The organism is Streptomyces sp. RP5T (genome assembly GCF_003933965.1).
Taxonomy (GTDB): Bacteria; Actinomycetota; Actinomycetes; order Streptomycetales; family Streptomycetaceae; genus Streptomyces.
The window spans coordinates 1-22,754 of the sequence record NZ_RSAJ01000081.1 but is presented as its reverse complement, the minus strand read 5'-3'; the positions used below and the strand labels follow the sequence as shown (position 1 = coordinate 22,754).

Here is a 22,754-nt window from a genome sequence, read left to right as displayed (position 1 = left end):
GGGTGCTCACGGTGTAGCTGCCGTCGCCGCGGCCGCGCCACTCCACGGCGGGGGCGTCGGGGGTGCGGGCGGAGCGGCTCACGACGTGGATCTCGTCCGCGACCAGGAAGCAGGAGAGCAGGCCGATGCCGAATTGGCCGATGAAGTCGGCGCGTTGGTCGGCGATCTGCTCCGCGCGCTTGCTGCTGCGGCCGATGGTGACGAGGAAGGTGTGCACGTCGGCCTCGGTGAGACCGACACCGTCGTCCTCGACGCGCACCACGGAGCCGTCGGCGTACAGGCGGATGCCGAACGCGTCGGCGGGGGCGCCCTGTTCGAGGCCGTGCCGGGCGGTCAGCGCGTCCACCGCGTTCTGCAGGAGTTCGCGCAGGTAGACACGGGGGCTGGAGTACAGGTGGTGGGAGAGGAGGTCGACCAGGCCGCGCAGGTCGACCTGAAAGGTGCGGTCGGTGGTGGCGTGGTCGGCGGAGTCGTGGCGAAGAGGCATGGGGCAGTCCGGGGAGAAGGGAACGGCAAGGGTGGGCGATGGTCCGGCCGGGCCGGGCGGGAGCCGTGTGGCCTGCGGGCTCAGAAGGCCTTGCGGAAGCGCGCGTAGGCCGTCTGCGGGTCCGCCATGAAGGTCCACGGCCACTCGGTGAAGGCGCCCTCCAGTTCGCGGAAGACATTGGAGGCCGTGCTGCTGCCCGCCAGCGAGAGCGCCATGGCGAAGGTGTTGTAGTCGCCCTGCCAGCCCAGGCGGCGTTCGTACGAGTGGTGCAGGATGCTGCGCTCCGCGGCCTCCCTCAACTCGGTCCGGATCCGCGGGTCCTGCAGACAGTCGCGGTCGTCGGACTCCACCCACTCCTCGATGTGGGCCATGGCGATCACACAGCCGAGGCGGTGTCCGTCGGGCGCCGCGGCGTAGGCCTCGCGGGCGAACGCCAGGGCCTGGCCCGGCTCACCGCCCCAGCGGGGCTGCAGCTGGGACACCCACTCGATGTGGGTGTCCAGGTCCAGCGGGTCGCGGCGCAGGGCGGCGTCGCGCCGGGTCTGGTTGACGGCGGGGCCGAGCGACATGCCGCGGCCGGAGGTGAGCAGGCGCCGCCACGGGGTGATCCAGTCGGGTCGCAGCTCGGCGGCTTCGAGCAGGTGCTCCTCGGCGATCTCCAGCCGCTCGTGGAAGATCCGCCACTGCTCCCGCGTGACGTCCACGGCGCGGGCGGAGGTACGGGCCTCCCAGCCCCAGCCGATGTGGCGCGTCCCGGATATCAACAGGGCCGTCGCCCGGTGCTCCTTGTCCTCCTCGACGGCCCGGCCGATCCAGTCCTGCACCCCGTCCAGGTCGGCGAGTTGGCCGAGCACGGCATGGTCACGCCCGAGATCGAAGGGGGCCAGGGCCTCCTTGACCGCCTCCCAGTCCCCGGCGTCGGCCGCTTCCACCAGCGCGAGCACCCGGGTGTCCCCGAGGGCTCGCAGCGGGTACGTCCCGTTCCTCTGTCTGCGCGGGACGGGCAGGGCGTACGGATCCGCCGGTCTCTCCGCATCCCTGCCGAACAGCTTGCCGAACATGCCGCGTCCTCCCCTGGTCCCGCGTGATCGTCCGGTGCAGCATAAGGGGACCCACTGACAGCACTTCCACTGGGTTTTCACCGACGGCGCACCATCAAGTCGTGGGCATCGGGGCGGGAAGAGCGAGCATCTCGAAACCGGTCTCAGCGGTCTCTCGCGCGCCTCTCGCCCGCCGCCCGGACCAGGGCGTCGAACAGGCTCTGCTGGGCGGGGTCCTCGTGGGCGGTGTCCTCCGGGTGCCACTGGACGGCGGTGAACCAGGCTTCTGCGCGCGGGAGTTCGAGTGCCTCCACCGTGCCGTCGGCGGCGCGGGCGGTGACCGTGAGTCCGTCGCCCGGGCGGTCGATCCGCTGGTGGTGGTAGCAGGAGGCGTCGGCCTTCTCCGCCCCGGTGATCCGCTCCAGCAGGGTGCCGCGCCCGATCGTCACCGGGTGCACGAGGTGCCGGTGGTCGCTGTCCATGTGCTGTTCCAGGGTGCCGCCGAGGGCCACGTTCACGACCTGGAGGCCGCGGCAGACCGCGAGCAGGGGCAGGCCCGAGTCGAGGGCGGCGCGGGCGACTCGGAGGTCGAAGTCGTCCTGGAGGTCGTCGACGTCGTAGACGGCCGCGTGGGTGTCACCGGCGCCGTAGCGGTGCGGGGCGAGGTCGCCGCCGCCGGGGAGCAGGACGCCGTCGAAGCGGGTGAGGCGGGCCGGGACGTCCGTGGCGGCGGGGTGGATGCTCGCCGGTTCGCCGCCGGCCCGCCACACGGCCTCGATCAGGGCGCGGGCGTTGACCTCGGCGGCGTACCGGAGGGCGGACGTGGTGGCGGAGAAGCGCGCCGGGATCGCGATGAGAGGTCGGGGGGAGGCGGGCGTACGGTTCACAGCTGGATCCAGGTCGTCTTGAGCTCGGTGTACTTCTCCAGGGCGTGCGCGGACTTGTCGCGGCCGTTGCCCGACTGCTTCATGCCGCCGAAGGGGACGGTCAGGTCGCCCTCCTCGTAGCAGTTGACCCACACCGTGCCGGCCCTCAGTGCGCGGGAGACCTTGTGGGCGGTGGACAGGTCGGAGGTCCACAGCGCGGCGGCGAGGCCGTACTCGGTCGCGTTGGCGAGCCGTACCGCCTCGTCGAGGTCGTCGAAGGTGAGCACGGACAGGACCGGTCCGAAGATCTCCTCGCGCGCCAGCCGCATGCCGGGCTCGACCCGGTCGAAGACGGTGGGCTCCAGAAAGCTGCCGCCGGTCCCGGCCAGGGTGCGGCCGCCGCCGGCACGCAGCCGGGCCCCTTCGTCGAGGCCGGTGGCGATGTGGTCCTCGACGCGGGCCAGGTGGTTCTCCGTGACCAGGGCGCCCATCTCGGTGGCCGGGTCGAGGGGGTCCCCGACCCGCAGCTCCCGCGCCCGGGCGACGACGGCCTCGGTGACCCGTTCGGCGACGGAGGAGTGCACCAGGAGGCGGGAGGGGGCGGTGCACATCTCGCCCTGGTTGAAGAAGATGCCCCAGGCGGCGGTGGCCGCCGCCTGCTCCAGGTCGGGGGCGTCGGGAAGGATGATGTTCGGCGACTTGCCGCCCAGTTCCAGCCAGACGCGCTTGAGGTTGGAGTCGGCGGAGTAGCGCAGGAAGTGCCGGCCGACGGCGGTGGAGCCGGTGAAGGCCAGTACGTCGACGTCGGGGTGCAGGCCCAGCGCCCGTCCGGCCACCGGGCCGTCGCCGCTGACCACGTTCAGGACGCCGGGCGGCAGTCCCGCCTCGGTCGCGAGGCGGCCGAGGAGCAGCGCGGAGAGCGGGGAGTTCTCCGAGGGCTTGAGTACGACCGTGCAGCCGGCCGCCAGTGCCGGGGCGACCTTCCAACCGGCCAGTGTCAGCGGGAAGTTCCAGGGGACGACGGCTCCGACGACGCCGGCCGGTTCCCGGGTGACGAGGGCCAGGGCGTCGGGCGCGGTGTGCGGGGACTCGTCGGTGAGTTTGTCGGCGAGCTGGCCGTACCAGCGGAAGGTGTTGATGAGGGCGCGCAGTTCGATGCCGTGGGCGTCCGTGACGGGTTTGCCCATCTCCAGGGTGACCGTCAACGCGAGTTCCTCGCGGCGCTCTTCGAGCAGGTCGGCGATGCGCAGCAGGGTCCGGCCGCGCTCGGCGGGGGCCAGGCGCGGCCAGGGGCCCGAGTCGAAGGCCCGCCGGGCGGCGGCCACGGCGAGGTCGATCTCGGCCTGCCCCGCGTCGGCGACCTGGGCCAGTGCCTGGCCGTCGCGGGGCGAGACGAGGGTGAAGGCCGCTCCCCCGCCGGGGTCGTCGGCTCCGTCGATGTGATGGGCGCCGGACAGGTCGAGGGACTTGGCGCGCCGCAGCCACTCCTCGTGGGGGACGTCTGGCATGGGAGAACCTCCGGGATTTTATTTGGCTTCAAACGATATGATCGGCGGGAGTCCCGGCACAAGGCCCGGCAGGAGAAAGGAGCACCCTGCGTGCGCGCACTCGTCCTCATGCACGACCACGCGACCGAGCCCGGCCTGATCGGGGCCCGGCTACAGGAGCGCGGGTACGACCTCACGACCGTGACCGTCGTCCCCGCGGAGCGCCATCACGCGCCGGACGTTTCCTTCACCTTTCCCGCACCCGACGACTGGGACCTGGTCGTCTCGCTCGGCGCGCCCTGGTCGGTGTACGACGAGACGGCGGTCGGCAGCTGGATCGGCGGCGAACTCGCCCTGCTGCGCAAGGCCCACCACCTCGGCGTCCCCGTGCTGGGCATCTGCTTCGGCGCCCAGGCCCTGGCCACCGCACTCGGCGGCTCGGTGGAACCGGCGCCGCGTCCCGAGATCGGCTGGACCCGGATCGACAGCGACGACCCCGCGCTGATCCCCGGCGGCCCGTGGTTCCAGTGGCACTACGACCGCTGCACCCTGCCGCCCGGAGCGGTGGAGCTGGCCCGCAACGAGGTGTGCCCGCAGGCCTTTCTCGCCGGTCGCAGCCTGGGGGTCCAGTTCCACCCGGAGATCACCACGCCGGTCGTGCACCGGTATCTCGCCCTCGGCGGCCGGGAACAGTGCGTACGGCACGGCGTGGACCCGGAGGAACTGCTCGCACACACCCGCACCCTGGAATCCACGGCCCGCGACAACGCCCGCCACCTGACCGACGCGCTGACTCCGGTCACCTGCGCGCCCACCAGCCCGCCGGGACGGCGAGCCGGAGCCGCCGGCGCCGGGCACCGCACCGGCGACGAGGACACCGGGCGTGGCCCGGCTGGGAGGCCCGGACCGCGCCCACGGCCACCAGACCGGCACACCGGCACCACCGCGACGGCGAGCAGGAGCCGCCAGCGCAAGGCACGGCGCCGACACCCGACCCAACGCCCCGGGCACGGCCCGCCCGGGAGGCCCGGGCCACACCACTCCCCCGGGTCACCCCCGCGACCACCAGACCGACAGACCCGCACCACCCCGACGGCAAGCCGGAGTTGCCGGCGCCGGGCCCCGCACCCACACCCCGGACGCGGCCCGGCGGGGACACCCGGGCCGCGTCCGGGGTGTGGGCGTCAGGCCTCGTCCGGCGTCCTGGCGTTGGTCAGCCGCGCGGCCAGCAGTCCGAGGACCAGGACCGCCGGGACGGTGAGCTGGAGCCAGATCGCCGTGGTGCGGTCGCCGCCGATGAGCGTGGTGAAGTTCTCGACGATGAGCCAGATGGCACCCGCGATGCCGAGCGCGCCCAGCACAGGGGCGATCACCGTGTTCCAGGGCCGGCTGTCCGCGCCCGACCGGCGGAAGAAGACGACCACGGAGACCGAGGTCAGGAAGTACAGCAGCATCATCGCCAGTACCGCGACGCCACTGAACCAGGAGAACAGGGTCAGTACCGGGTCCTTGTCCAGGAGCGCGAAGGGCAGCACCAGCAGGACCGAGATGACGGTCTGCACGAGGCCTGCCGTCCAGGGCGAGTGCCGGCGGTTGAGGGTGGTCAGCCCGTGCGGCAGGAGCCCTTCGCGGCCCAGGGAGAACAGATAGCGGTTGGCCGAGTTGTGGAAGGCGAGGATGCCGGCGAAGAGGGAGGTGGCCAGCAGGACGGGCAGGACGTCGTTGACCCAGCCGCCGAACTGCGCGGCGATCGGCGCGAAGACGAAGCCGGTGGCGTCGCCGCTCTCCAGCGCCCTGCCCGCGTCGGCCGTCACGCGGGACGCGCCGTGCGCGGAGACCAGCATCCACGAGGTGAAGGCGAAGAAGCCGGTGACCACCGCGACCGACAGGTAGGTGGCCCGGGGCACGGTCCTGCGCGGCTCGCGGGCCTCCTCGCCGTAGATGGCCGTGGCCTCGAAGCCGAACATCGACGCGATGGCGAACATCAACGCCACGCCCGGAGCGCCCTGGAGCGCGGCCGAGGGCGAGAAGCTGTCGGTGACGCCGAGCCCCTCGGGACCGCCGCCCTTGAAGAAGGTGACGAGGGCGAAGACGATCAGGATGCTGAACTCCGCCAGCACGAACACGGCGAGGATCCTGGCGCCCATCTCGATGCCCGAGGCGCCGAGCACCTGGACGATCACCATGGTGACCAGGGTCCAGACCCACCACGCCACATGGGTGCCGGTGTAGTGCTCGACGAGACCGCTCACCGTGGCGCCGTAGAGCCCGTACATGGCGGCCTGGATCGCGCAGTAGGCGAAGAGGGCCACGCCCGCGCTGCCGGAGCCGGTCGGGCGGCCGAGCCCCTTGCCGATGTATGTGTAGAAGGCGCCCGCGTCCACGACATGGCGGCCCATGGCGACGAAGCCGACGGAGAACAGCAGGACCACGGCACCGGCCACGAGGTACGCGGCGGGGGTGCCGGCCCCGTTGCCGATGCCGGCCGCGATGGGGACGGCACCGGCGATGCCGGTCAGCGGGGCCTGGGCGGAAAGGACGAAGAACAGGATGCCCAGGACGCCGAGCGAGTTGGGCTTGAGCCTGCCTGTCGTGGATGGTTCGGAAGCGGTCTTCGCACTGACCGCTGTCTGACTGTCCACTCGAATCACCTGCCGGGAGCGGGAAGGGGCGGGAATTGTTTCGAGCCAAACGAGTTGCCTCATCGTGGGGCGGAACTATCCGTTTGGCAAGGGGGTGTGCGGAGGTTTCCCGTCCGATGGGCGATTCCTTGCACGACCGTAACCACCCCGCGCGCGAAAGGGCCCCGGACGGCACGTCCGGGGCCCCTGTCCGCGCAGGTCAGCGCATCATGCGCCGGGCTCCCGCAGGTCGCCGTCCGAGGCGGCGAGCAGCCTCAGCAGGGCTCGCAGCTCCTCGATCGCCGCGTCGGTGACCTCGGGCTCGCCGAGGATGAGCTGGTGGAGGACCAGGCCGTCCAGGGCGGCGAAGACCAGCCGGGTCAGGGCCCGGTCGGCACCGGCGGGCAGCATGCGGTTCAGCTCGCGGTGGGTGGCGTCGAAGTACTCGTCGTACAGGGCGCGGATCTGCGGCAGCAGCTCCGGCCTGCGGCGGGATTCGAGCAGCAGCTCGTACTGGAACGCCTGCCGGTCCGGATCCGCCGTGACCATCTCGGACACGCCCGAGGAGAAGTCGTCGACCTTGCCCGTGCCGGGTTCGAGCGCGCTGACGTTCAGCGAGGTGCGGATGGTGTGGGCGAGCGTCTCCTCGATCAGGCTGTCGCGCGAGCCGAAGTGGTGGACGACCAGCCCGTGGGTGACCCCCGCCTCCTGCGCGACCGCGCGGTAGGTGAGCTTGCGCAGTCCGCCCCGGCCCACCACCCGCACCGCGGCGTTCAGCAGGGCCTCGCGCCCTTCCCCGTAGTGCACTCGCCTGCGCGACCGTCGGCTCTCGGGGACGTCCGCGGATTCGGTCATGTCGGCGACCCTACCCGGCCGGACGCACCGGAATACCGGTCGGGTGAGCGCCGTGCGGAGCGGACACCGCGGGGCGATGGGTCCCGGGTTCGAGGCGACCAGGGCAACCGGGGCGCTGATCGTCCACCCCGGCCCTTCGGTCTCCCGCGCGCCCTGGACGGGCATCCCGCCGCCCGCGTTCCCGGCCTTGTCCCGGACCGCTGAGCTGCCTGGTCACCATCGGGTTCCCCAGTCACCGAAAAGTGCGTTCTTCCATGTCAACGCCTGCTCTCCTACGGTTTCCCAGTAACCACCGGAGACCACACGGGCCCAGGTGGCCCACCACGGAAGGCGCGGAACATGTCCATCACCCTGCTGAACCCCGACGGACTGCCGGAGATCGACGTCTACCGGCAGGTGGCGGTCGCGTCGGGATCCAGGCTGGTCTTCGTCGCCGGTCAGGTCGCCTGGGACGCCGAGGGCCGCACGGTCGGCGCGGGCGACCTGGCCGCGCAGGTCGAGCAGAGCTATCTCAACGTCGGCACGGCCCTGGCCGCGGCCGGCGGTTCCTTCGACGACGTGGCGAAACTGAACGTCCACGTCGTCGACTGGACCCCCGACAAGATGCCCCAGCTCCTGGAGGGGATCTCGCGGGCGGCCGCGAGACTCGGCATCACCCCGGTCCCGCCGGCCACGCTGCTGGGCGTCGCGGCCCTGGACGTACCCGAGCACCTGGTCGAGGTCGAGGCCACCGCGGTCCTCGACTGAGCCCGGGGCCGGGAGACCCACGGGACCGGCCGCCGGCTCGTCAGCGCCGGGGCGGGCGGATCCCGCGGAACTCCCAGTCGCCGCCGAGCGCGGTGGACAGTACCTCCTCGGACTCGGTGGGCTGGGCGCCGACGTCGGTGCGGATGGCGGTGGGACCGGTGACGACGTGGTTGGTGAGGCGCCCCAGCCCCTCCACCTCCACCTCGACCACGTCACCGGGCCGGACGGGGCGGGAGTTGGCGGGCGTGCCCGACAGCAGTACGTCGCCGGGGTACAGCGTGATGGTGCGGGCGATGTCGGCGACGAGGTAGTGCATGTCCCACTGCATCTCGTCGGTCGAACCGTCCTGCACGACCTCGCCGTTGACGTACGTCCGCAGGCTCTTGCCGTGGAAGTCCCAGTCGGTGACCAGGCCGGGGCCCAGGGGGCACAGGGTGTCGGAGCCCTTCACGCGGAGCATGGAGCCGGCGTCGGTGTCCCGGAAATCGTGCAGCCCGTAGTCGTTGGCGACGGTGTAGCCGGCGATGAACTCCCCCGCCTCGTCCGGGGAGATGTTCCGCGCGGTCCTGCCGATGACGATGGCCACCTCGCCCTCGTAGTTGAGCCACTTGCAGCCCTCGGGGCGCACGATCGCGCCCTGGTGGGAGTTGAGGGAGGAGGTCGGCTTGTGGAAGTAGGTGGGGGTGTCCGGCAGGTCGATGCCGAACTCGTCGACGCGGCTGCGGTGGTTGAGATGGACGGCGATCACCTTGGACGGCACCACGGGCGGCAGGTGCCGGGCCTCGTCGGCCTTGACGCGGCGGCCGTCCCCGGCGACCAGCTCGTCGCCGTCGACGGTGACCTGGACGGCGGCGCCGTCGAGGAGGATGCGGCGGTACTCGGAAGAAGCAGCCATGACTCAGACCTCCTGGGGACGGCTGTGCGGGGTGCGCTGGTACGACGGTGCGCGGTGGCCGGTGCCCGTCCAGCCCTCGGCAGGCCGGTCGAACCACAGATGGACCTGGCCGGTGCCGACGGAGTTCTCGTACGCCCCGTACTGGCGGGCCCCGGCGGTGCAGGCCCGTTCGCCGAGCGCACCGGCCATCATCAGGTAGTGGAAGAACTTCGCCTCGGGCCTGACCTTCCAGAAGGCGTCCATGGTGTCGAGGACCTTGTCGTGACGGCCCTCCTTGAACCAGGCGATGCGCTCGACGTCCGCCTCCCGCGCCTGCGGGGTGCGGATGTGCACGGGGTCGCTGGCCTCGTGGTCGCGCAGTTCGCGCAGCGGCCAGAAGGTGTGCGAGAGGGCGCCGGAGGCGATCAGCAGGACCCGGCGGCCGGGGGTGGCGGCGATGCCGTCGGCCAGGGCCCGTCCGAGGCGCAGATGGTCCTCCATGTCGCCGGTCTGGCAGACCCCGATCGTCACCCACCGCTTGTCCGGGAGCCCCTCCCCCAGGTACTTCCAGAGGTTGATGGTGGCGTAGTAGATCGGCAGGTAGTCGTCCTCGATCGCGGTGATCCAGGTGCCGTGCTTGTCGGCGAACTTCTCGATGTTGAAGGCGAGTTCGGGGTCGCCGGGGAAGTCGTACGGCATCCTGCACATGCCGCGCGGCAGTTCCTCGGAGGTGAACAGGCCGGCCCGGCGCCGCTGGGCGGTGACCACGAACTCGACGGTGGTGGCCCAGTGGGAGTCGAGGACGACGACGGTGTCGTAGTCGTCGCGCTCGAACACCTCGCGGCGCAGTTGCCGCAGGCCGGTGACGAGGGTGATCTCCTTGCCCTCGTTCAGTTCCAGCCGCTCCTGTTCCGGGAGCACGATGGTGGGGACGTGGGCGAGGAGGCCCGCCCCGAGGATCTCACCCATGGTTCTGCCATCCGTTCGGCGCGGTGACGGTGTTCTTCAGGTCGCAGTAGAAGTCGAAGCTCCAGGTGCCGCCCTCGCGGCCGACTCCGGAGTGCCGGGAGCCGCCGAAGGGGGCCTGGAGGTCGCGGACGAAGAAGCAGTTGATCCAGACGGTGCCGGCGACGAGCTGCGCGCTGACGCGTGCGGCGCGCTCGGGGTCGCCGGTGGCCAGGGTGGCGGCGAGTCCGAAGCGGGTGTCGTTGGCCAGCCGGACCGCCTCGTCCTCGCCGGTGAAGGTCTGGAGGGTCAGGACCGGCCCGAAGACCTCCTCCTGGACGATCTCGGAGTCCTGGGCGACATCGGTGAGCAGGGTCGGCGCGTAGTACCGGCCGTCCCTGGGGTGTCCGCCGATGACGGCACGGGCTCCGGCCGCCAGGGCCCGCCGGACGAACCCGTCGATCTTCTCCAGCTGGCGGGGGTGGATGGTGGGCCCGATGTCGGTGGCCTCGTCACGCGGGTCGCCCTGCCGGAGCCGGGTTGCCTTGTCGACAAATCGTCGGGTGAACTCCTCGGCGACGGACTCCTCGACGAGGATGCGGGTGGCGGCCAGACATACCTGCCCGGCGTTGTCGTACTGCTCCACCGCGAGGTCGACCGCGAGCTCCAGATCGGCGTCGGCGAACACCAACAGCGGTGACTTGCCGCCGAGTTCGAGGCTCAGCGGGGTGAGCTGCGGTGCGGCGGAGGCGGCGATGCGCCGAGCGGTCGGCACCGAGCCCGTGAAGCTGATCCGGCGTACGTCGGGGTGCGAGGTCAGCGCGTCGCCGATCTCGGAGCCGTAGCCCTGGACCACGTTCAGCACGCCCGCGGGCAGGCCGGCCTCGGCGGCGATGTCGGCGAGGAGGGAGGCGGTGAGCGGCGACCACTCGGCGGGCTTGAGGACGACGGTGTCCCCGGCCGCGAGGGCCGGGGCGACCTTCCAGGTGGCGAGCATCAGCGGCGCGTTCCACGGCGTGATCAGCACGCAGGGGCCCGCCGGGTCCCAGGAGACGTGGTTGGTGTGGCCGCGGGTCTCGAAGTCGTCGTGGTCCAGCGTCAGCAGCCAGTCCGCGAAGAAACGGAAGTTGTGCGCCACGCGCGGCATCACGCCCCGGCGGTGCGAGCGCAGCAGCGCGCCGTTGTCGGTGGTCTCGACGATGGCGAGCTCTTCGATCCGCTTCTCGACGCCGTCGGCGACGGCGTGCAGGATGCGGGCGCGTTCGGCGCGCGGGGTGGCGGCCCAGCCGGGGAAGGCGGCCTTGGCGGCGGCGACGGCGGCGGCCGCCTCCGCGGGACCGCCGCGGGCGATCTCACCGAGGACGCCGCCGTCGATCGGTGAGACGTCGGTGAAGGTGTCGGCGGAGGCGACGCGCTCGCCGCCGATCCAGTGCCGGGTGTCGACGGCGACCCCGGCCACCGTGAGGGTGTGTTCGGTCATGTCCGGTCTCCAAGTGCTGCGCGGTGGACGGGGGTTATTCGGCTCCGGAGGTCGCGGACTCCAGGAGTCGGCCGCCGTCCCAGACGACGCCGACCTGCCGGTAGTAGGCGGCGATCGGTTCGCGGATCTCCAGCCGGGCCAGCTCCTCGGTCGGCGCCTCGAAGAGCTCCAACTCGGCTTCGCCGACCCAGGATCGACCGCCCTCGAAGGAGGCGGCCCCGGTCTCGATCAGTTCGTCCAGCGCGAGCCCCTTGCCCTTCTCGATGTGGGGCAGCCACCGGTGGTGGGCCATGGGATGCCCGTTGACGAACCCGTTGCCGGAGGACGGCTCCCGCAGGGTGACGACGGCCTGGGCGAGCCGTCGGTCCGCCGCGGCGAGCGTCGCGCCGAAGCGGGCGCCGGCCTCGATCCGCGGAGCCGGGCCGTAGGGGTGCGGGCGGGTCTGGTGGATCGACCCGAGCTTCTTCGGGTAGCCCTGGTGCAGCCCGCGCGCGATCGCGAAGTCCTTGTCGACCCAGATGTACACGCACCGCGAGTAGGTCTGCCCCCGGTACGAGCAGCGGACGACCGCGAAGGCCTCCTTGTACTGGGCCCGCACCGGGTCGAGCAGTTCCTCTCCCGATGCCGAGCAGGACTGCCAGTCGGCCCAGATCAGCGCGACGGCACCCGGGTCCTCGTCGGCCAACTCCAGCGGTTCGGGGAGCAGTTCGCGCACCCGGGCGGGATCCGTGCGGTACTCGACCGTGAGCAGGTCGCCGGAGTAGCGCCACGGGGGCGCGGGGATCAGCGACGAGGCACCGCTCGCCGTCTTGGGGTGGAAGTAGCCACGGACAGCAGACATGACGGGGGTTCCTTACGCGGTGAGGACGGGCTGCTTGAGCAGCTGGGCGCGGTAGCGGGCGGCACCGGTGGCGGCGGCGTGACCGCCGAGCGCCACGACGCCGACGAGCCGGCCGCCGGTGTGGTAGCCGGCCAGGACGTCACCCTCCGGGTCGCCGTCCAGGATCCGCACGTCGTCCTTGCCGAGCGCGGGCGCGCCGAAGGACTGCACCCGGAAGTCGTGCTGGTCGCTCCAGAAGGTGGGCAGCGGCCCGAAGGGTGCCTGCTCGGCGCCGACGAGCGTCCGCGCGGCGTGCTTGGCGGTGTCGGTGGGGATGGACCAGTGCTCGACACGGCGGGGTACGCCGTCGTAGCGGGCGTTGGGGAAGCGGGCGACGTCGCCGACCGCGACGACCTCCGGCCGGCCCCCGGCCCTCAGGAGCCCGTCGGTGAGCACACCGTCGGAGAGATCGAGCCCGTTGCCGTCGAGCCACTCGGTGTTGGCGACCGAGCCGACGGACTCGACGACGACGTCGGCCTCCAGCACGGTCCCGTCGGACAGGACGACCCCGGTGACGCGGTCCTCGCCCGCGAAACCGGACACGCCGGTGCCGAGCGCGAAGCGCACGCCGCGTTCCTCGTGCCGCTTGAGCAGCGCGCGGCCGAGCAGTTCCCCGAGCGGGCCGACCATGGGCAGGGGCAGCGGGTCGACGACCGTGACCTCCGTGACGCCGAGCGCCACGGCCGTCGCGGCGACCTCGCAGCCGATGAACCCGGCGCCGACGACGACCACGCGTGCGCCCGGCCGGGTCAGTTCGTCCCGCAGGCCCTGGGCGTCGTCGATCGTGCGGACCGTGTGCCTGCCGGTGAGCGGTCCCGGGCAGCACAGCCGGCGGGGCCGCATGCCGGTGGCGATCACGAGAGCGTCGTACGGCAGGACCGAGCCGTCGTCGAGCGAGAGGGTCCGTTCGTCGAGCCGGGACGCGACGATCCGGGTGCCCAGCCGCCACTCGACGTCGGCCGTGGTCGCCCTGGGGGTGAAGGCGAGCGAGGCGAAGGGCGCCCTGCCCGCGAGGACCTCCTTGGAGAGCGGAGGCCGGTTGTACGGCATGTGCGGCTCGTCGCCGACGACCGTGATCCGGCCGTTCCAGCCGGCGGCGCGCAGTTGCTCGGCCGCGCGCAGGCCGCCCAGGGAGGCGCCCGCCACGACGATGCCGGCGTCCACGTCAGCCCTCGATCCGGATCGCCTGGAGCGGGCACACGTCCGCGGCTTCCTCGACCTCGTCGCGCAGCGCGTCGTCGGGGTCGGGGACGTACAGCAGACGGCCGTCCTCGTCCATCGAGAAGACGTCGGGGGCCGCGAAGACGCACTGGCCGTGGTCCTGGCACTTGTTCATGTCGACGACGACCTTCATGGCCGGTCCTCCTGAGGGAGCGGGAGCGAAGGGGCGGAAGGGGAAAGAGGGGCCCGGCCGGCTGCGGCCGGGCCCCTTGCCAAAGGGGTGCGGAGGCACCCCCAACTCGTTTGGCTTCAAACAAGGTAGGCAGACCGCCCCCTCTGGTCAACACCTATCCAGGTGGATAAATTATTCGTCTCCACCCCTTGCGGGTCGACGACCCCCTCCATAACGTTCGGGGTCAAACGAACACCCGAGGCTGCTCCAGCCGCCCAAGGAGGCATCGGTGAGCGCTCACGACTCTCCAGACATCGGCCGTCACATCGAACGGCTCGTGTCCGACGGCATCGACGTGGTGCGGGTGATCTATCCCGACCTCATCGGCACGGACCGCGCCCGGGACGTCCTGGTGGATCATCTGCCCTCGGCCTGCGAGCACGGCCTGGCCTTCTGCAGGGCCGTCTACCACACCACCCCGCAGGGCGACGTGGTCCCGGTCGCGGGCGGTCTGGACGCGGGACTGCCGGACGTGTGCGTACGGCCCGACCTGTCGACCCTGTCCGCGCTGCCCTGGGAACCGGGCGTGGCCACCTGTCTGGGCGATGTCACCGACCCGGCGACCTCGGGCCCGGCCGCCGAGTCACCGCGCGACCTGCTGCGGGCCGTGCTGGCCCGGTGCGCGGCACAGGGGCTGCGCCCGGTCGTGGGCCCCGAGCTGGAGTACTTCCTGCTGGAGCCCGTCCCCGGAACCCCCACCGGCTGGCGCCGCGCCCCGGAGGTGACGGGCGCCGTCTACACCGCCGGGCTCCGCGCCGACCCGGCCAACCACCTGCTGCACACCCTGCGGCTGCTGCGCGACCTGGGACTCGGCGTGGTCACCGGGAACCACGAGTTCGACGGCGGCCAGTACGAGATCAACCTGACCCACTCCGAGGCCCTGGACGCGGCCGACCGCGCCTTCCGCTTCAAGGCCGCGGTGAAGGAACTGGCCCGCAAGGAGGGCAACCTGGCCACCTTCATGGCCAAACCCTTCGGTGACGCGGGCGGCTCCGGATTCCACCTCCACCTCTCCTGCCAGGACGCGGAGGGCGGCAACGCCTTCGACGACCCGACGGGCTCCCACGGTCTGTCGGCGACCGCCCGGCACGCCGTCGCGGGGATCCTGGCGCACGCTCCCGCGCTGGCCGCCCTCGCCAACCCGACGGTCAACTCGTACAAACGCTTCGGGCCCGACACGCTCGCCCCCTGGCTGATCGACTGGGGGCTGGACAACCGCAGCGCCATGGTGCGCGTCCCGCCCGAGCGCGGCTCGGGGTCCCGGCTCGAACTGCGGCTCGGGGACGCCGGCGCCAACCCGTACCTCCTGATCGCCGGCACCCTCGCCGCCGCCCTGCTCGGCATCCAGGCCGGCGAGGAACCGCCCGCCCCGCTGGAGGGCTACGGCTACGACACCGCCCGGGCCGCCGTCCTGCCCCTGGACCTGACCGCCGCGCTCGACGCCCTGGAGGCCGACACCGCGCTGACCGAACTGCTCGGCAAGGACTTCACCACCTCCTACCTCACCTACAAGCGCAACGAGGTCGAACGCTTCCAACGGCACGTCACCGACTGGGAGTTCACCGAGTACGCCTACCACCTGTGAAGGACTCCCGCATGACGACAGCAGCCACCTCCGTCGAGCCGATGCGTCTCGCCGACGTCGACCTCGCGAACCTCGACCACTTCACCGACGGGGTCACCCCCTGGCGGATGTTCCACACCCTGCGCCACGAGGACCCGGTGCACTGGCAGCCCGAGGAGGCTCCCAACTCCGGTTTCTGGGCGGTCACCCGGCACTCGGACATCGCACGCGTGGACCGCGACGCGCAGACCTTCACCTCCACGAGGTTCGTGAACCTGGAGGAGGTCGACGAGGACCAGATCCGCAAACGCGCCTCGATCCTGGAGCTGGACGGGGTCCGCCACCGCGCCCTGCGCAGCGTGATCCAGCGCCAGTTCGGCGCGGGGGTCATCGGCGGCTACACCGACTTCCTGCGCGGTCTGACCGCCAAGACCCTGGACGCGGCCCTCGCCAAGGGGACCTTCGACTTCGTCAAGGAGGTCTCGGCCGACTTCCCCATCAACGTTCTGGCCCGGCTCCTCGACGTCCCCCCGGAGGACAACCAGCAGCTCATCGACTGGGGCAACCGCATCATCGGCAACACCGACCCCGACTACGCGGACGTCCTGCTGCACAGCGCGGAGAGCGAGCAGTACCGCGATCTGCCCTTCCGCTCCCCCGCCTCCCTCGAAGTCTTCGCGTACGGCCGGGAGCTGGCCCGGCAGCGACGCGGCGGCGAGGGCACCGACCTGGTGTCCCAGCTGGTCAACACCACCCCGCGCGACGGCATACCGCTCTCCCCCCAGGACTTCGACAACTACTTCCTGCTCCTGGTGGTGGCCGGCAACGAGACCACCCGCCACACCATCACCCACTCCATGCTGGCCCTCCTCCAGCACCCCGAGCAGCTCGCCCGGCTCAGGGACGACCCCTCGCTGATCCCCACGGCGGTCGAGGAGTTCCTGCGCTGGGCCTCCCCCGTCTACCACTTCCGCCGCACCGCGACCCGGGACGTCGAACTCGGCGGCAAGCAGGTCAGGGAGGGCGACAAGGTCGTCATGTGGTACGCCTCCGGCAACCGCGACGAGGAGGTCTTCGGCAACCCGTACGACTTCGACGTGGCCCGGGAGGACAACGACCACGTCACCTTCGGCAAGGGGAGCCCGCACCTGTGCCTGGGCAACCTCCTCGCCCGCACCGAGATCCGGATCATGTTCGAGGAGCTGATCCCGCGCCTCGCCGACATCCGGCTGGCGGGCGAAGTCCCCCGGGTCCGCTCGAACTTCGTCAACGGCATCAAGAAGCTGCCGGTCGAGGTCACCCTGGCCTGACCGGTCTCACCCGGCGGCCCGCTGAGCATGCGCCTCGGCGAGGACGAGATAGGCGGCGGCCGTCCAGGTGTAGGCCCGGTCGCGCAGGCCCGTTCCGGTCAGGGCGTCGAAGTTCTCCGCGAAACCGTGGTGCTCGCACAGGACGCGGAAGCGGGCGCTGATCTCGTCGGCCAGCCGGTGGTGGCCGGCGCGGCGCAGACCGTCCTCGACGAGGACCGTGGCGGGCGCCCAGATCGGGCCGCGCCAGTAGCCGTCGGAGAGGTAGTGCGGCGAGGTCGGCAGCTCGGTGGCCAGGCCGTACGCGGTCAGATGGGCCTCGATACGGCCGGCCAGCACCTCGCTGACCTCGTCCGGCAGATGCTCGCCCAGCACGATCGGCATCAGGTCGAGCAGGCTGGAGGTGCCCCAGGTGTCGCCGCTGCCGACCCCCTGGGCGACGAACCGGTCACCCTTCCAGAGCTGGTCGAGCATCGCCCGCTGTGTCTCCTCGGCGGCCCGCGTCCACCTGCGGGCGTCCTCGGCTCTCTCCAACTGGGCTGCCAGATCGGCGAGTTCACGCAGTTGGAGGGTGAGGAAGGCGGCCAGGTCCGCGGTGACGACCACGCGCTCGGGGTCGAAGGTGGTGGCGTTGTCCCAGCCGCTGTCGTTGCCGTGCTGGTAGTGCGGCAGGTCGGCCCCCGGAGCGCGCCGCGCGGTGAGCCAGAACTCCGTCCAGCGTTCCAGCCGGTCGTAGGTCGCGGCCAGCTCCGCGCGGCCGGGGGGTGAGGGCAGCCTGCGTCGCAGATGGCCGAACGCCCAGCCGTGGATGGGCGGTTTGACGAAGTTGCGCAGCACCTCGGAGTGGGTGACCGAGTCGGGCAGCGCCCCGGTGCCGTCCTGGTGGTCGAAGGGCAACTGGAACTGGTCCCAGGCCAGTTCCGGGCAACCGGGGGCCAGGGCCAGCGCGTTGAAGCAGTGGTCCCAGCTCCAGACCTTGTCCATCCAGTGCTTGGACATCAGGACGCCGGGCCGGGTGACCAGGCCGGCCGGGTGCACGGTCGCCGACCACAGGACGTAGGCGGCGAGTTCGGCGGCCGGGGTGGCGGCCGAGCGCCAGGGTGCCACGGTGTCGACGAAGTCGGCGAAAGAGTTCCGCGCGGCTTCGACGACCTTGCCGAAGGCAGCCGCCGGCACGTAGGGAGGGCGGGCGGTGTCGATCTCCTCGACCGCGATCTCCCATCCGCCGTCCGCGTCGGCGGCCACGGTGACACCCCGGTCGGCGCTGCCCAGGGCCTGGTCGCCGGACACCTCGGTGAGCACGCCGGACAGCAGGGTGATCCGGTAGCGGCGTCCGGTCTCGTACGAGGTGAACACGTGGGCGTCGGCGGCCGGGTCGCGGTAGAAGTACGTCCCGCTGAACGGGGTCAGGGTCCGGGCCGCCGCCGAGATCCGCAGCGGCGGGCCCGCACCGCGCAGCCGTACGGTGTCCGGTGTCTCGTAGCCGAGGTCCACGCGCCCGGCCGGGCAGGTCCAGGTGAGCAGGCCCGGGGTCGCCTCGATCCGGGTCCCGGCCCGCTCGCCCGTCGCCGGGTCCAGGGGGACGAGGCGCAGCACGGCGTGCATGCCGTTCTGGTGAGAGACGAGGTGGAGGTCCTCGGCGCGCGTCTTCTCCGCGAGCACGGGGGAGATGCCGAACCAGGAGCCGTGGGTGCTGAACGGGATGTCCTGGACGGAGAAGGCCGGGCCGGGGCGGTCGGCGGTCATGGAGAGGCACTCGTTTCTCGAGCAGGGATCGTCGGTGGTCGTCGGGGAGGGGTGCGCCGCGGGTGTCAGTCCTTGACCGCGCCGGCGGTGACGCCGGCCGCGACGTAGCGCTGGGCGAGGACGAGGATGACCGCGGCCGGCAGGGAGGCGACGACGGCGGTGGCCATGATGGCGTTCCACTGCTGGTTGTTGTTGCCGATGTAGTGGTAGATGCCGAGGGTGATGGGCTCGTGGGCGCCGCCGTTCACGAGGGTGCTGGCGAAGATGAAGTCGGACCAGGACCACAGGAACGCGAACAGCGACACGGTGACCACGGAGTTGCGGCTCATCGGCAGCACGACCGACCAGAAGGTGCGCAGCGGCCGGGCCCCGTCCATCTGCGCGGCCTGGAGGAGTTCGCCGGGGATGCCGGACATGAACGCGGTGAAGATGAGCACCGCGAAGGGCACCGCCAGGGTGGAGTCGGCGACGATCAGGCCGGGCACCGACTGGAGCAGGCCGAGCTGGAGGTAGATGGCGTAGAAGCCCATCGCCATGATGATGCCGGGGATCATCTGGGCGGCCAGCAGGACGAAGCTCAGGATTCCGCCCCCGCGCGGGCGCAGTTTGGCGAGCGCGAAGCCGGCCGGGGCGGCCAGGGTCACGGTCAGGGCGACGGTGCCGAGGCCGACGACGAGGCTGGTGCCCAGGTAGGGCAGTTGCTGGTCGATGACGGCCCGGTAGCCCTCCAGGGTGGCGTGGGCGGGGAACAGGTCCGGCGGGCTCTTGCGCATGTCCTGGTCGCGGGTGAGGGACACGTTGAGCATCCAGTACACCGGGAAGAGCATGATCCCGGTCAGCACCAGACCGACGGCGGTCTTCAGAGCCCTTCTCATGACAGCGCCTGCTTTCGCTGGACCCGCACGTAGACCAGGCCGAAGACCAGGGCGGCGAGCACGAGCAGGTTGCCGACGGCTGCGCCGGGGCCGAAGGCGGGCAGCAGGTTGCCGAAGCCGAGCTGGTAGGACCAGGTGGCGAAGGTGGTGGAGGAGTCGGCCGGGCCGCCCTTGGTCATGATCCAGATGATGTCGAAGACCTTGAGGGTGTAGACGAGGCCGAGCAGGAGGGTGATGGCGGACACCGGGCGCAGCAGCGGGAAGGTGATGCTCCAGAAGCGCCGCCAGGGGCCCGCGCCGTCGAGGGCGGCCGCCTCGTAGAGGCCGGCGGGGATGGACTGCAGGCCGCTGTGGAGCACGACCAGGTTGAAGGGGACGCCGATCCAGATGTTCGCGATGATCACCGAGGTCAGCGACCAGGAGGGCGAGGTCAGCCAGTGCACCGGGTCGACGCCGACGGCGTGCAGGACGGCGTTGACGACGCCCGATTCACTGTTGAGCATCCACGACCAGGTGGACGCCGACACGATCAGCGGCAGCAGCCACGGCACCAGGAACAGGGCCCGCAGGATGGCCGAGAGCCGGAAGTGCTGGTGGAAGAAGACCGCCAGCGCCAGCCCGATGGCGTACTGGAAGACCAGGCACACCCCGGTGAAGACCACGGTGTGCAGCAGGGCCGGGGCGAAGGTCGGGTCGTCGAAGACGGTCCGGTAGTTGGCCAGGCCCGTGAACGGCGCGTCGCCCCGCACGAACGAACGCACGGTGTAGTTGCGCAGGCTCAGGTCGATGTTGCGGTACAGCGGATAGGCGTAGAACAGGACGAGGTAGAGGGTCACCGGGGCGAGGAAGGCCCAGGCGGCCCACTGCGGGGAGGCGGGACGGCGCCGCACCTCGGGGGCGGGGCTCGCGGAGTCCGTCCGCGGGCGCGGCACTTGTGTGGTCTGAGTCATCGACAGGCCCCGGATCAGGCTTACTTGACGGCGGACTGGGCGTCGGTCAGCGCGTCCTTCGGGGACTTGGAGCCGCTGAGTGCGGACTGGACGGCCTTCCACATCTGCTCGGAGATCTTGGGGTACTTGGTGCCCAGGTCGTCGCTGGTGCGCCCCTTGGCGGCCTTGACCGCGTCGACCCACGGCTTCAGTTCGGCGTTCGCGGCCACCTGCTTGTCCTGGACCTCGGCGGTGGGGGCCACGTAGGACAGGGTGGTGTCGGTGTCGTACAGGTTCTGGGTGCTGGTCAGGCAGGTCGCCAGCTTCTGGGCGGTGGGGTAGCGGCCGGTGTCGTCCTGCACCGGGAGGGTGACGAACTCGCCGCCGGTGGGGGCGGCCGCGCTGCCGCCGGAGGCGCCGGGGATCGGGAGCACGCCGTACGCGAAGCCGGCCTTCTCGGCATTGGCGAGCTGCCAGGTGCCGTTCTCCGCGAAGGCGTAGTCGCCGGTCGCGAACTCCTGCCAGCTGGTCGTCTGGGTGTTGTTGAGCACCGAGTTGGGGGCGTAGCCGCCCTTGACCCAGTCCTTCCACAGGGTGAGCGCGGACTCGCCCTGCGCGGAGTCGAGCCGGGTCAGCTCGGCGCCCGCGCCCCAGAACCACGGCAGGAACTGGAAGCTGCCCTCCTCGGTGCCGATCGCGGAGAACGTGATGCCCTTCTTGCCGGCCTTCTTCACCTTCTCCAGGGCCGCCGTCAGGGAGGCCCAGTCCTTGACCGAGGCGATGTCCACGCCGGCGTCCTTCAGGACCTTCTTGTTGTAGTAGAGGGCCAGGGTGTTGGCGCCGATCGGGGTGCCGTAGGTCTTGCCGCCCGACTGGCCGGCGGCGAGGAGGTTGGGGTCGACCTTCGAGGTGTCCAGCTTGTTCTCGTCGGTCGTGGTGAGGACGCCCGCCTCGGCCAGGGTCGAGACGACTGGGTTGTCGACGACGAGGACGTCCGGGGAGTTGCCCTGCTGGGCCGCCAGCAGGGCCTTGTTGGTCAGGTCGCTGGTGTCGAAGCCGGTCCGCTTGACCTTCACGCCCGCCTCGGTGCCGCACTTGTCCAGCAGGCTGGTCCAGGCCGAGCCCTTGGAGAACTGCGGGTACGGGTCCCAGACGGTGTAGGTGCCGCTGTCGGCGCCCTCGGCGCCGCTGCTGCCCGAGCCGGAGCCGCAGGCGCTGACGCCGCCGGCGACGGCCAGGGAGAGCAGGACGGCGACGGTCGGACGGTGCCGTCTGGAGAAACTGTTCATGGCGGGTTCCTTCGGTCTGCGGCATGCGGGTGCCGTGGCGGTGGGTCACGCGGTAGGGAGGGCACCGCGAACGACGCCGTCGGGTGTCCGGGCGTGCGGCGGTGTGAGGAGTGTCCGGGGGACCCGGTCAGGTCTGCGGGGTGCCCGCGGGCCCGGTGCTGGCCCGCAGCGAGATCGGTGGGGTGAGCAGGTGCTGGCGGGGTGGTGCGTCGGGGTGGTCCAGCCGCTCCACGAGCAGGTCGACGGCGAGCCGGCCCATCTCGGCCGCCGGTACGTCCGCCGCGGTGAGCTGCGGGGTCACCGTCTCCGCCCAGCGGTTGGCGACGACCCCGGTGACGGAGAAGTCGCGCGGCACATGGCGGCCCGCGTGGGCGAGCCCTCGGTAGAGGCCGCCCAGGGCTGCCTCGTTCAGGGTGACCAGGGCGGTGGTGGCCGGGTCGTCGTGCAGGATCCGTTCCAGGCAGGCCTGGCCCGCGGCGGCGTCGTCCCCGCAGCAGTAGGTGCGGACGGTCAGCCCGCGTTCGGCCGCGGCCTTGGTGAAGCCGTCCAGGCCGCGGTGCGCGGACTCGTACCCGGTCCTCAGGAGTTGTTCGGGCCGGTTGACGAAGGCGATGCGGCGGTGGCCGAGGTCCGCGAGGTGGTGGACGCAGGCCGCCGCCAGCGCGGTGTGGTCGAGGGCGACGTACCAGCCGTCCTCCGGGTGCGCGGTGCGGCCGATGGCGACGGAGGGGAAGCCGAGGGCGGCCAGGTGGTCGGCCCGGTCGTCCTCCAGCCGGATCTCCATCAGGATCGCGCCGTCGACCCGCCGCTCCCCCAGCAGCCGCTGGAAGGAGCGGTCGCTGTCGACGCCGCTCGGCGACAGCAGCACGTCGTAGTCCCGGGCCGCTGCGGCCTCCACCACGCTGCCGATGAAGTCCAGCTGCATGCCCGTGTAGTGGTTGCCGGCGGGCGGGAAGACCAGGCCGATGGTGCTGGTCCGGCCGTTGGCCAGGGCGCGCGCACTGGCGCTGGGCTGGTAGCCCAGTTCGTCGACGATCCGCTGGATCTTCCGGCGCGTGTCCTCCGACACGGGGCGCTTGCCGCTCAGCGCGTAGGACACGGTGCTGCGCGAGACACCGGCCCGCCGGGCGATCTCACCGATGTTCACGGCGACTCCTTGGGACGGGAGCGACCGGCTGTCGAACCGGTTCGCGTGACAGTGAACGTAGGAACTGCCCGGACGCCTGTCAATACCCGTGCCGCAATCCCTGGCGGGCCCGGGGGTCGGTGAGATCACCGGCGTCGAGGGGATTGCTGGCCGGATGTCCCGGTGCTAGCTTCGCCGAACCGGTTCGGCGCAGTCGCCCGTCGTGACTCCCCGCCCCCGTGC

Annotated in this window: 20 protein-coding genes and 1 pseudogene; 4 read left to right on the top strand and 17 right to left on the bottom strand. The window is 71.6% G+C overall.

What is annotated here, in order from left to right; translation table 11 throughout:
- The 4 genes from EHS43_RS12010 to EHS43_RS11995 all read right to left on the bottom strand — a co-directional run.
- Nucleotides 1–487, bottom strand: a 487-nt coding sequence (locus EHS43_RS12010) for an ATP-binding protein (protein ID WP_185806215.1), incomplete at its 3' end; no start/stop codon positions are given.
- An 80-nt stretch (nt 488–567) separates the two neighbouring features.
- Nucleotides 568–1,548: a hypothetical protein gene (locus tag EHS43_RS12005; protein WP_125190585.1), complete on the bottom strand. Its 981-nt coding sequence runs from the start codon at nt 1,546–1,548 to the stop codon at nt 568–570.
- A 143-nt stretch (nt 1,549–1,691) separates the two neighbouring features.
- Nucleotides 1,692–2,414 (bottom strand): gamma-glutamyl-gamma-aminobutyrate hydrolase family protein, encoded by a 723-nt coding sequence (locus EHS43_RS12000; protein WP_125190583.1) that lies wholly within the window; start codon nt 2,412–2,414, stop codon nt 1,692–1,694.
- Complete coding sequence (locus EHS43_RS11995) at nt 2,411–3,901, bottom strand: aldehyde dehydrogenase (protein ID WP_125190581.1); 1,491 nt, start codon at nt 3,899–3,901, stop codon at nt 2,411–2,413. The genes EHS43_RS12000 and EHS43_RS11995 overlap by 4 nt, the downstream gene beginning before the upstream one ends.
- Between EHS43_RS11995 and EHS43_RS11990 the strand changes: the two are divergent.
- Nucleotides 3,836–4,516 (top strand): annotated as a pseudogene (locus EHS43_RS11990) (type 1 glutamine amidotransferase); the annotation flags it as partial. The gene EHS43_RS11995 and the pseudogene EHS43_RS11990 sit on opposite strands and share 66 nt — an antisense overlap.
- 548 nt (nt 4,517–5,064) lie before the next feature.
- Here EHS43_RS11990 and EHS43_RS11985 read toward each other — a convergent pair.
- Together EHS43_RS11985 and EHS43_RS11980 are read right to left on the bottom strand one after the other, a co-directional pair.
- The gene (locus tag EHS43_RS11985) at nt 5,065–6,522 is read right to left on the bottom strand and encodes an APC family permease (RefSeq protein WP_125190579.1); all 1,458 of its coding nucleotides are present in this window, start codon (nt 6,520–6,522) and stop codon (nt 5,065–5,067) included.
- Between the two features lie 207 nt (nt 6,523–6,729).
- Entirely contained in the window at nt 6,730–7,356 is a 627-nt protein-coding gene (locus tag EHS43_RS11980) for a TetR/AcrR family transcriptional regulator (RefSeq protein WP_125190577.1), read from the bottom strand.
- Nucleotides 7,357–7,695: 339 nt separating this feature from the next.
- Between EHS43_RS11980 and EHS43_RS11975 the strand changes: the two genes are divergently transcribed.
- On the top strand, nt 7,696–8,103 hold the full coding sequence (locus EHS43_RS11975; RefSeq protein WP_125190576.1) for a RidA family protein: 408 nt from the start codon (nt 7,696–7,698) through the stop codon (nt 8,101–8,103).
- Between the two features lie 40 nt (nt 8,104–8,143).
- On the opposite strand, the gene EHS43_RS11970 is transcribed toward EHS43_RS11975, so the two are convergent.
- From EHS43_RS11970 to EHS43_RS11945, 6 genes are read right to left on the bottom strand one after another with little or no spacing between them, the layout of a single operon-like run.
- A complete protein-coding gene (locus tag EHS43_RS11970) occupies nt 8,144–8,998 on the bottom strand; it encodes a fumarylacetoacetate hydrolase family protein (protein WP_125190574.1) in 855 nt (284 codons plus the stop codon).
- 3 nt (nt 8,999–9,001) lie between these two features.
- A complete protein-coding gene (locus tag EHS43_RS11965) occupies nt 9,002–9,946 on the bottom strand; it encodes a 3,4-dihydroxyphenylacetate 2,3-dioxygenase (RefSeq protein ID WP_125190572.1) in 945 nt (314 codons plus the stop codon).
- Nucleotides 9,939–11,402: an aldehyde dehydrogenase gene (locus EHS43_RS11960; RefSeq protein ID WP_125190570.1), complete on the bottom strand. Its 1,464-nt coding sequence runs from the start codon at nt 11,400–11,402 to the stop codon at nt 9,939–9,941. Before EHS43_RS11960 ends, EHS43_RS11965 begins: the two co-directional genes overlap by 8 nt.
- A 34-nt stretch (nt 11,403–11,436) precedes the next feature.
- The gene (locus EHS43_RS11955) at nt 11,437–12,243 is read right to left on the bottom strand and encodes an acetoacetate decarboxylase family protein (RefSeq protein ID WP_125190568.1); all 807 of its coding nucleotides are present in this window, start codon (nt 12,241–12,243) and stop codon (nt 11,437–11,439) included.
- Nucleotides 12,244–12,255: 12 nt separating this feature from the next.
- A complete protein-coding gene (locus EHS43_RS11950; RefSeq protein ID WP_185806214.1) occupies nt 12,256–13,446 on the bottom strand; it encodes an NAD(P)/FAD-dependent oxidoreductase in 1,191 nt (396 codons plus the stop codon).
- Nucleotide 13,447: 1 nt separating this feature from the next.
- Complete coding sequence (locus EHS43_RS11945; protein ID WP_125190566.1) at nt 13,448–13,636, bottom strand: ferredoxin; 189 nt, start codon at nt 13,634–13,636, stop codon at nt 13,448–13,450.
- Between the two features lie 268 nt (nt 13,637–13,904).
- Here EHS43_RS11945 and EHS43_RS11940 point away from each other — a divergent pair, with 268 nt between their 5' ends.
- Together EHS43_RS11940 and EHS43_RS11935 are read left to right on the top strand one after the other, a co-directional pair.
- Nucleotides 13,905–15,260 carry a glutamine synthetase family protein gene (locus EHS43_RS11940; RefSeq protein ID WP_125190564.1) on the top strand — a complete coding sequence of 452 codons (1,356 nt, stop codon included), beginning with the start codon at nt 13,905–13,907 and terminating at the stop codon, nt 15,258–15,260.
- Between the two features lie 11 nt (nt 15,261–15,271).
- Nucleotides 15,272–16,549 (top strand): cytochrome P450, encoded by a 1,278-nt coding sequence (locus EHS43_RS11935; RefSeq protein WP_125190562.1) that lies wholly within the window; start codon nt 15,272–15,274, stop codon nt 16,547–16,549.
- 6 nt (nt 16,550–16,555) lie between these two features.
- On the opposite strand, the gene EHS43_RS11930 is transcribed toward EHS43_RS11935, so the two are convergent.
- The 5 genes from EHS43_RS11930 to EHS43_RS11910 form a co-directional block, all read right to left on the bottom strand.
- Nucleotides 16,556–18,292 carry an amylo-alpha-1,6-glucosidase gene (locus EHS43_RS11930; protein ID WP_125190560.1) on the bottom strand — a complete coding sequence of 579 codons (1,737 nt, stop codon included), beginning with the start codon at nt 18,290–18,292 and terminating at the stop codon, nt 16,556–16,558.
- Between the two features lie 65 nt (nt 18,293–18,357).
- Nucleotides 18,358–19,167, bottom strand: coding sequence for a carbohydrate ABC transporter permease (locus EHS43_RS11925; protein ID WP_125190558.1), 810 nt, complete (start codon nt 19,165–19,167; stop codon nt 18,358–18,360).
- A complete protein-coding gene (locus EHS43_RS11920; protein WP_125190556.1) occupies nt 19,164–20,117 on the bottom strand; it encodes a carbohydrate ABC transporter permease in 954 nt (317 codons plus the stop codon). The genes EHS43_RS11925 and EHS43_RS11920 overlap by 4 nt, the downstream gene beginning before the upstream one ends.
- Nucleotides 20,118–20,137: 20 nt before the next feature.
- On the bottom strand, nt 20,138–21,385 hold the full coding sequence (locus EHS43_RS11915; protein ID WP_125190554.1) for an extracellular solute-binding protein: 1,248 nt from the start codon (nt 21,383–21,385) through the stop codon (nt 20,138–20,140).
- 127 nt (nt 21,386–21,512) lie between these two features.
- On the bottom strand, nt 21,513–22,532 hold the full coding sequence (locus EHS43_RS11910; RefSeq protein WP_125190552.1) for a LacI family DNA-binding transcriptional regulator: 1,020 nt from the start codon (nt 22,530–22,532) through the stop codon (nt 21,513–21,515).
- Nucleotides 22,533–22,754: the final 222 nt, after the last annotated feature.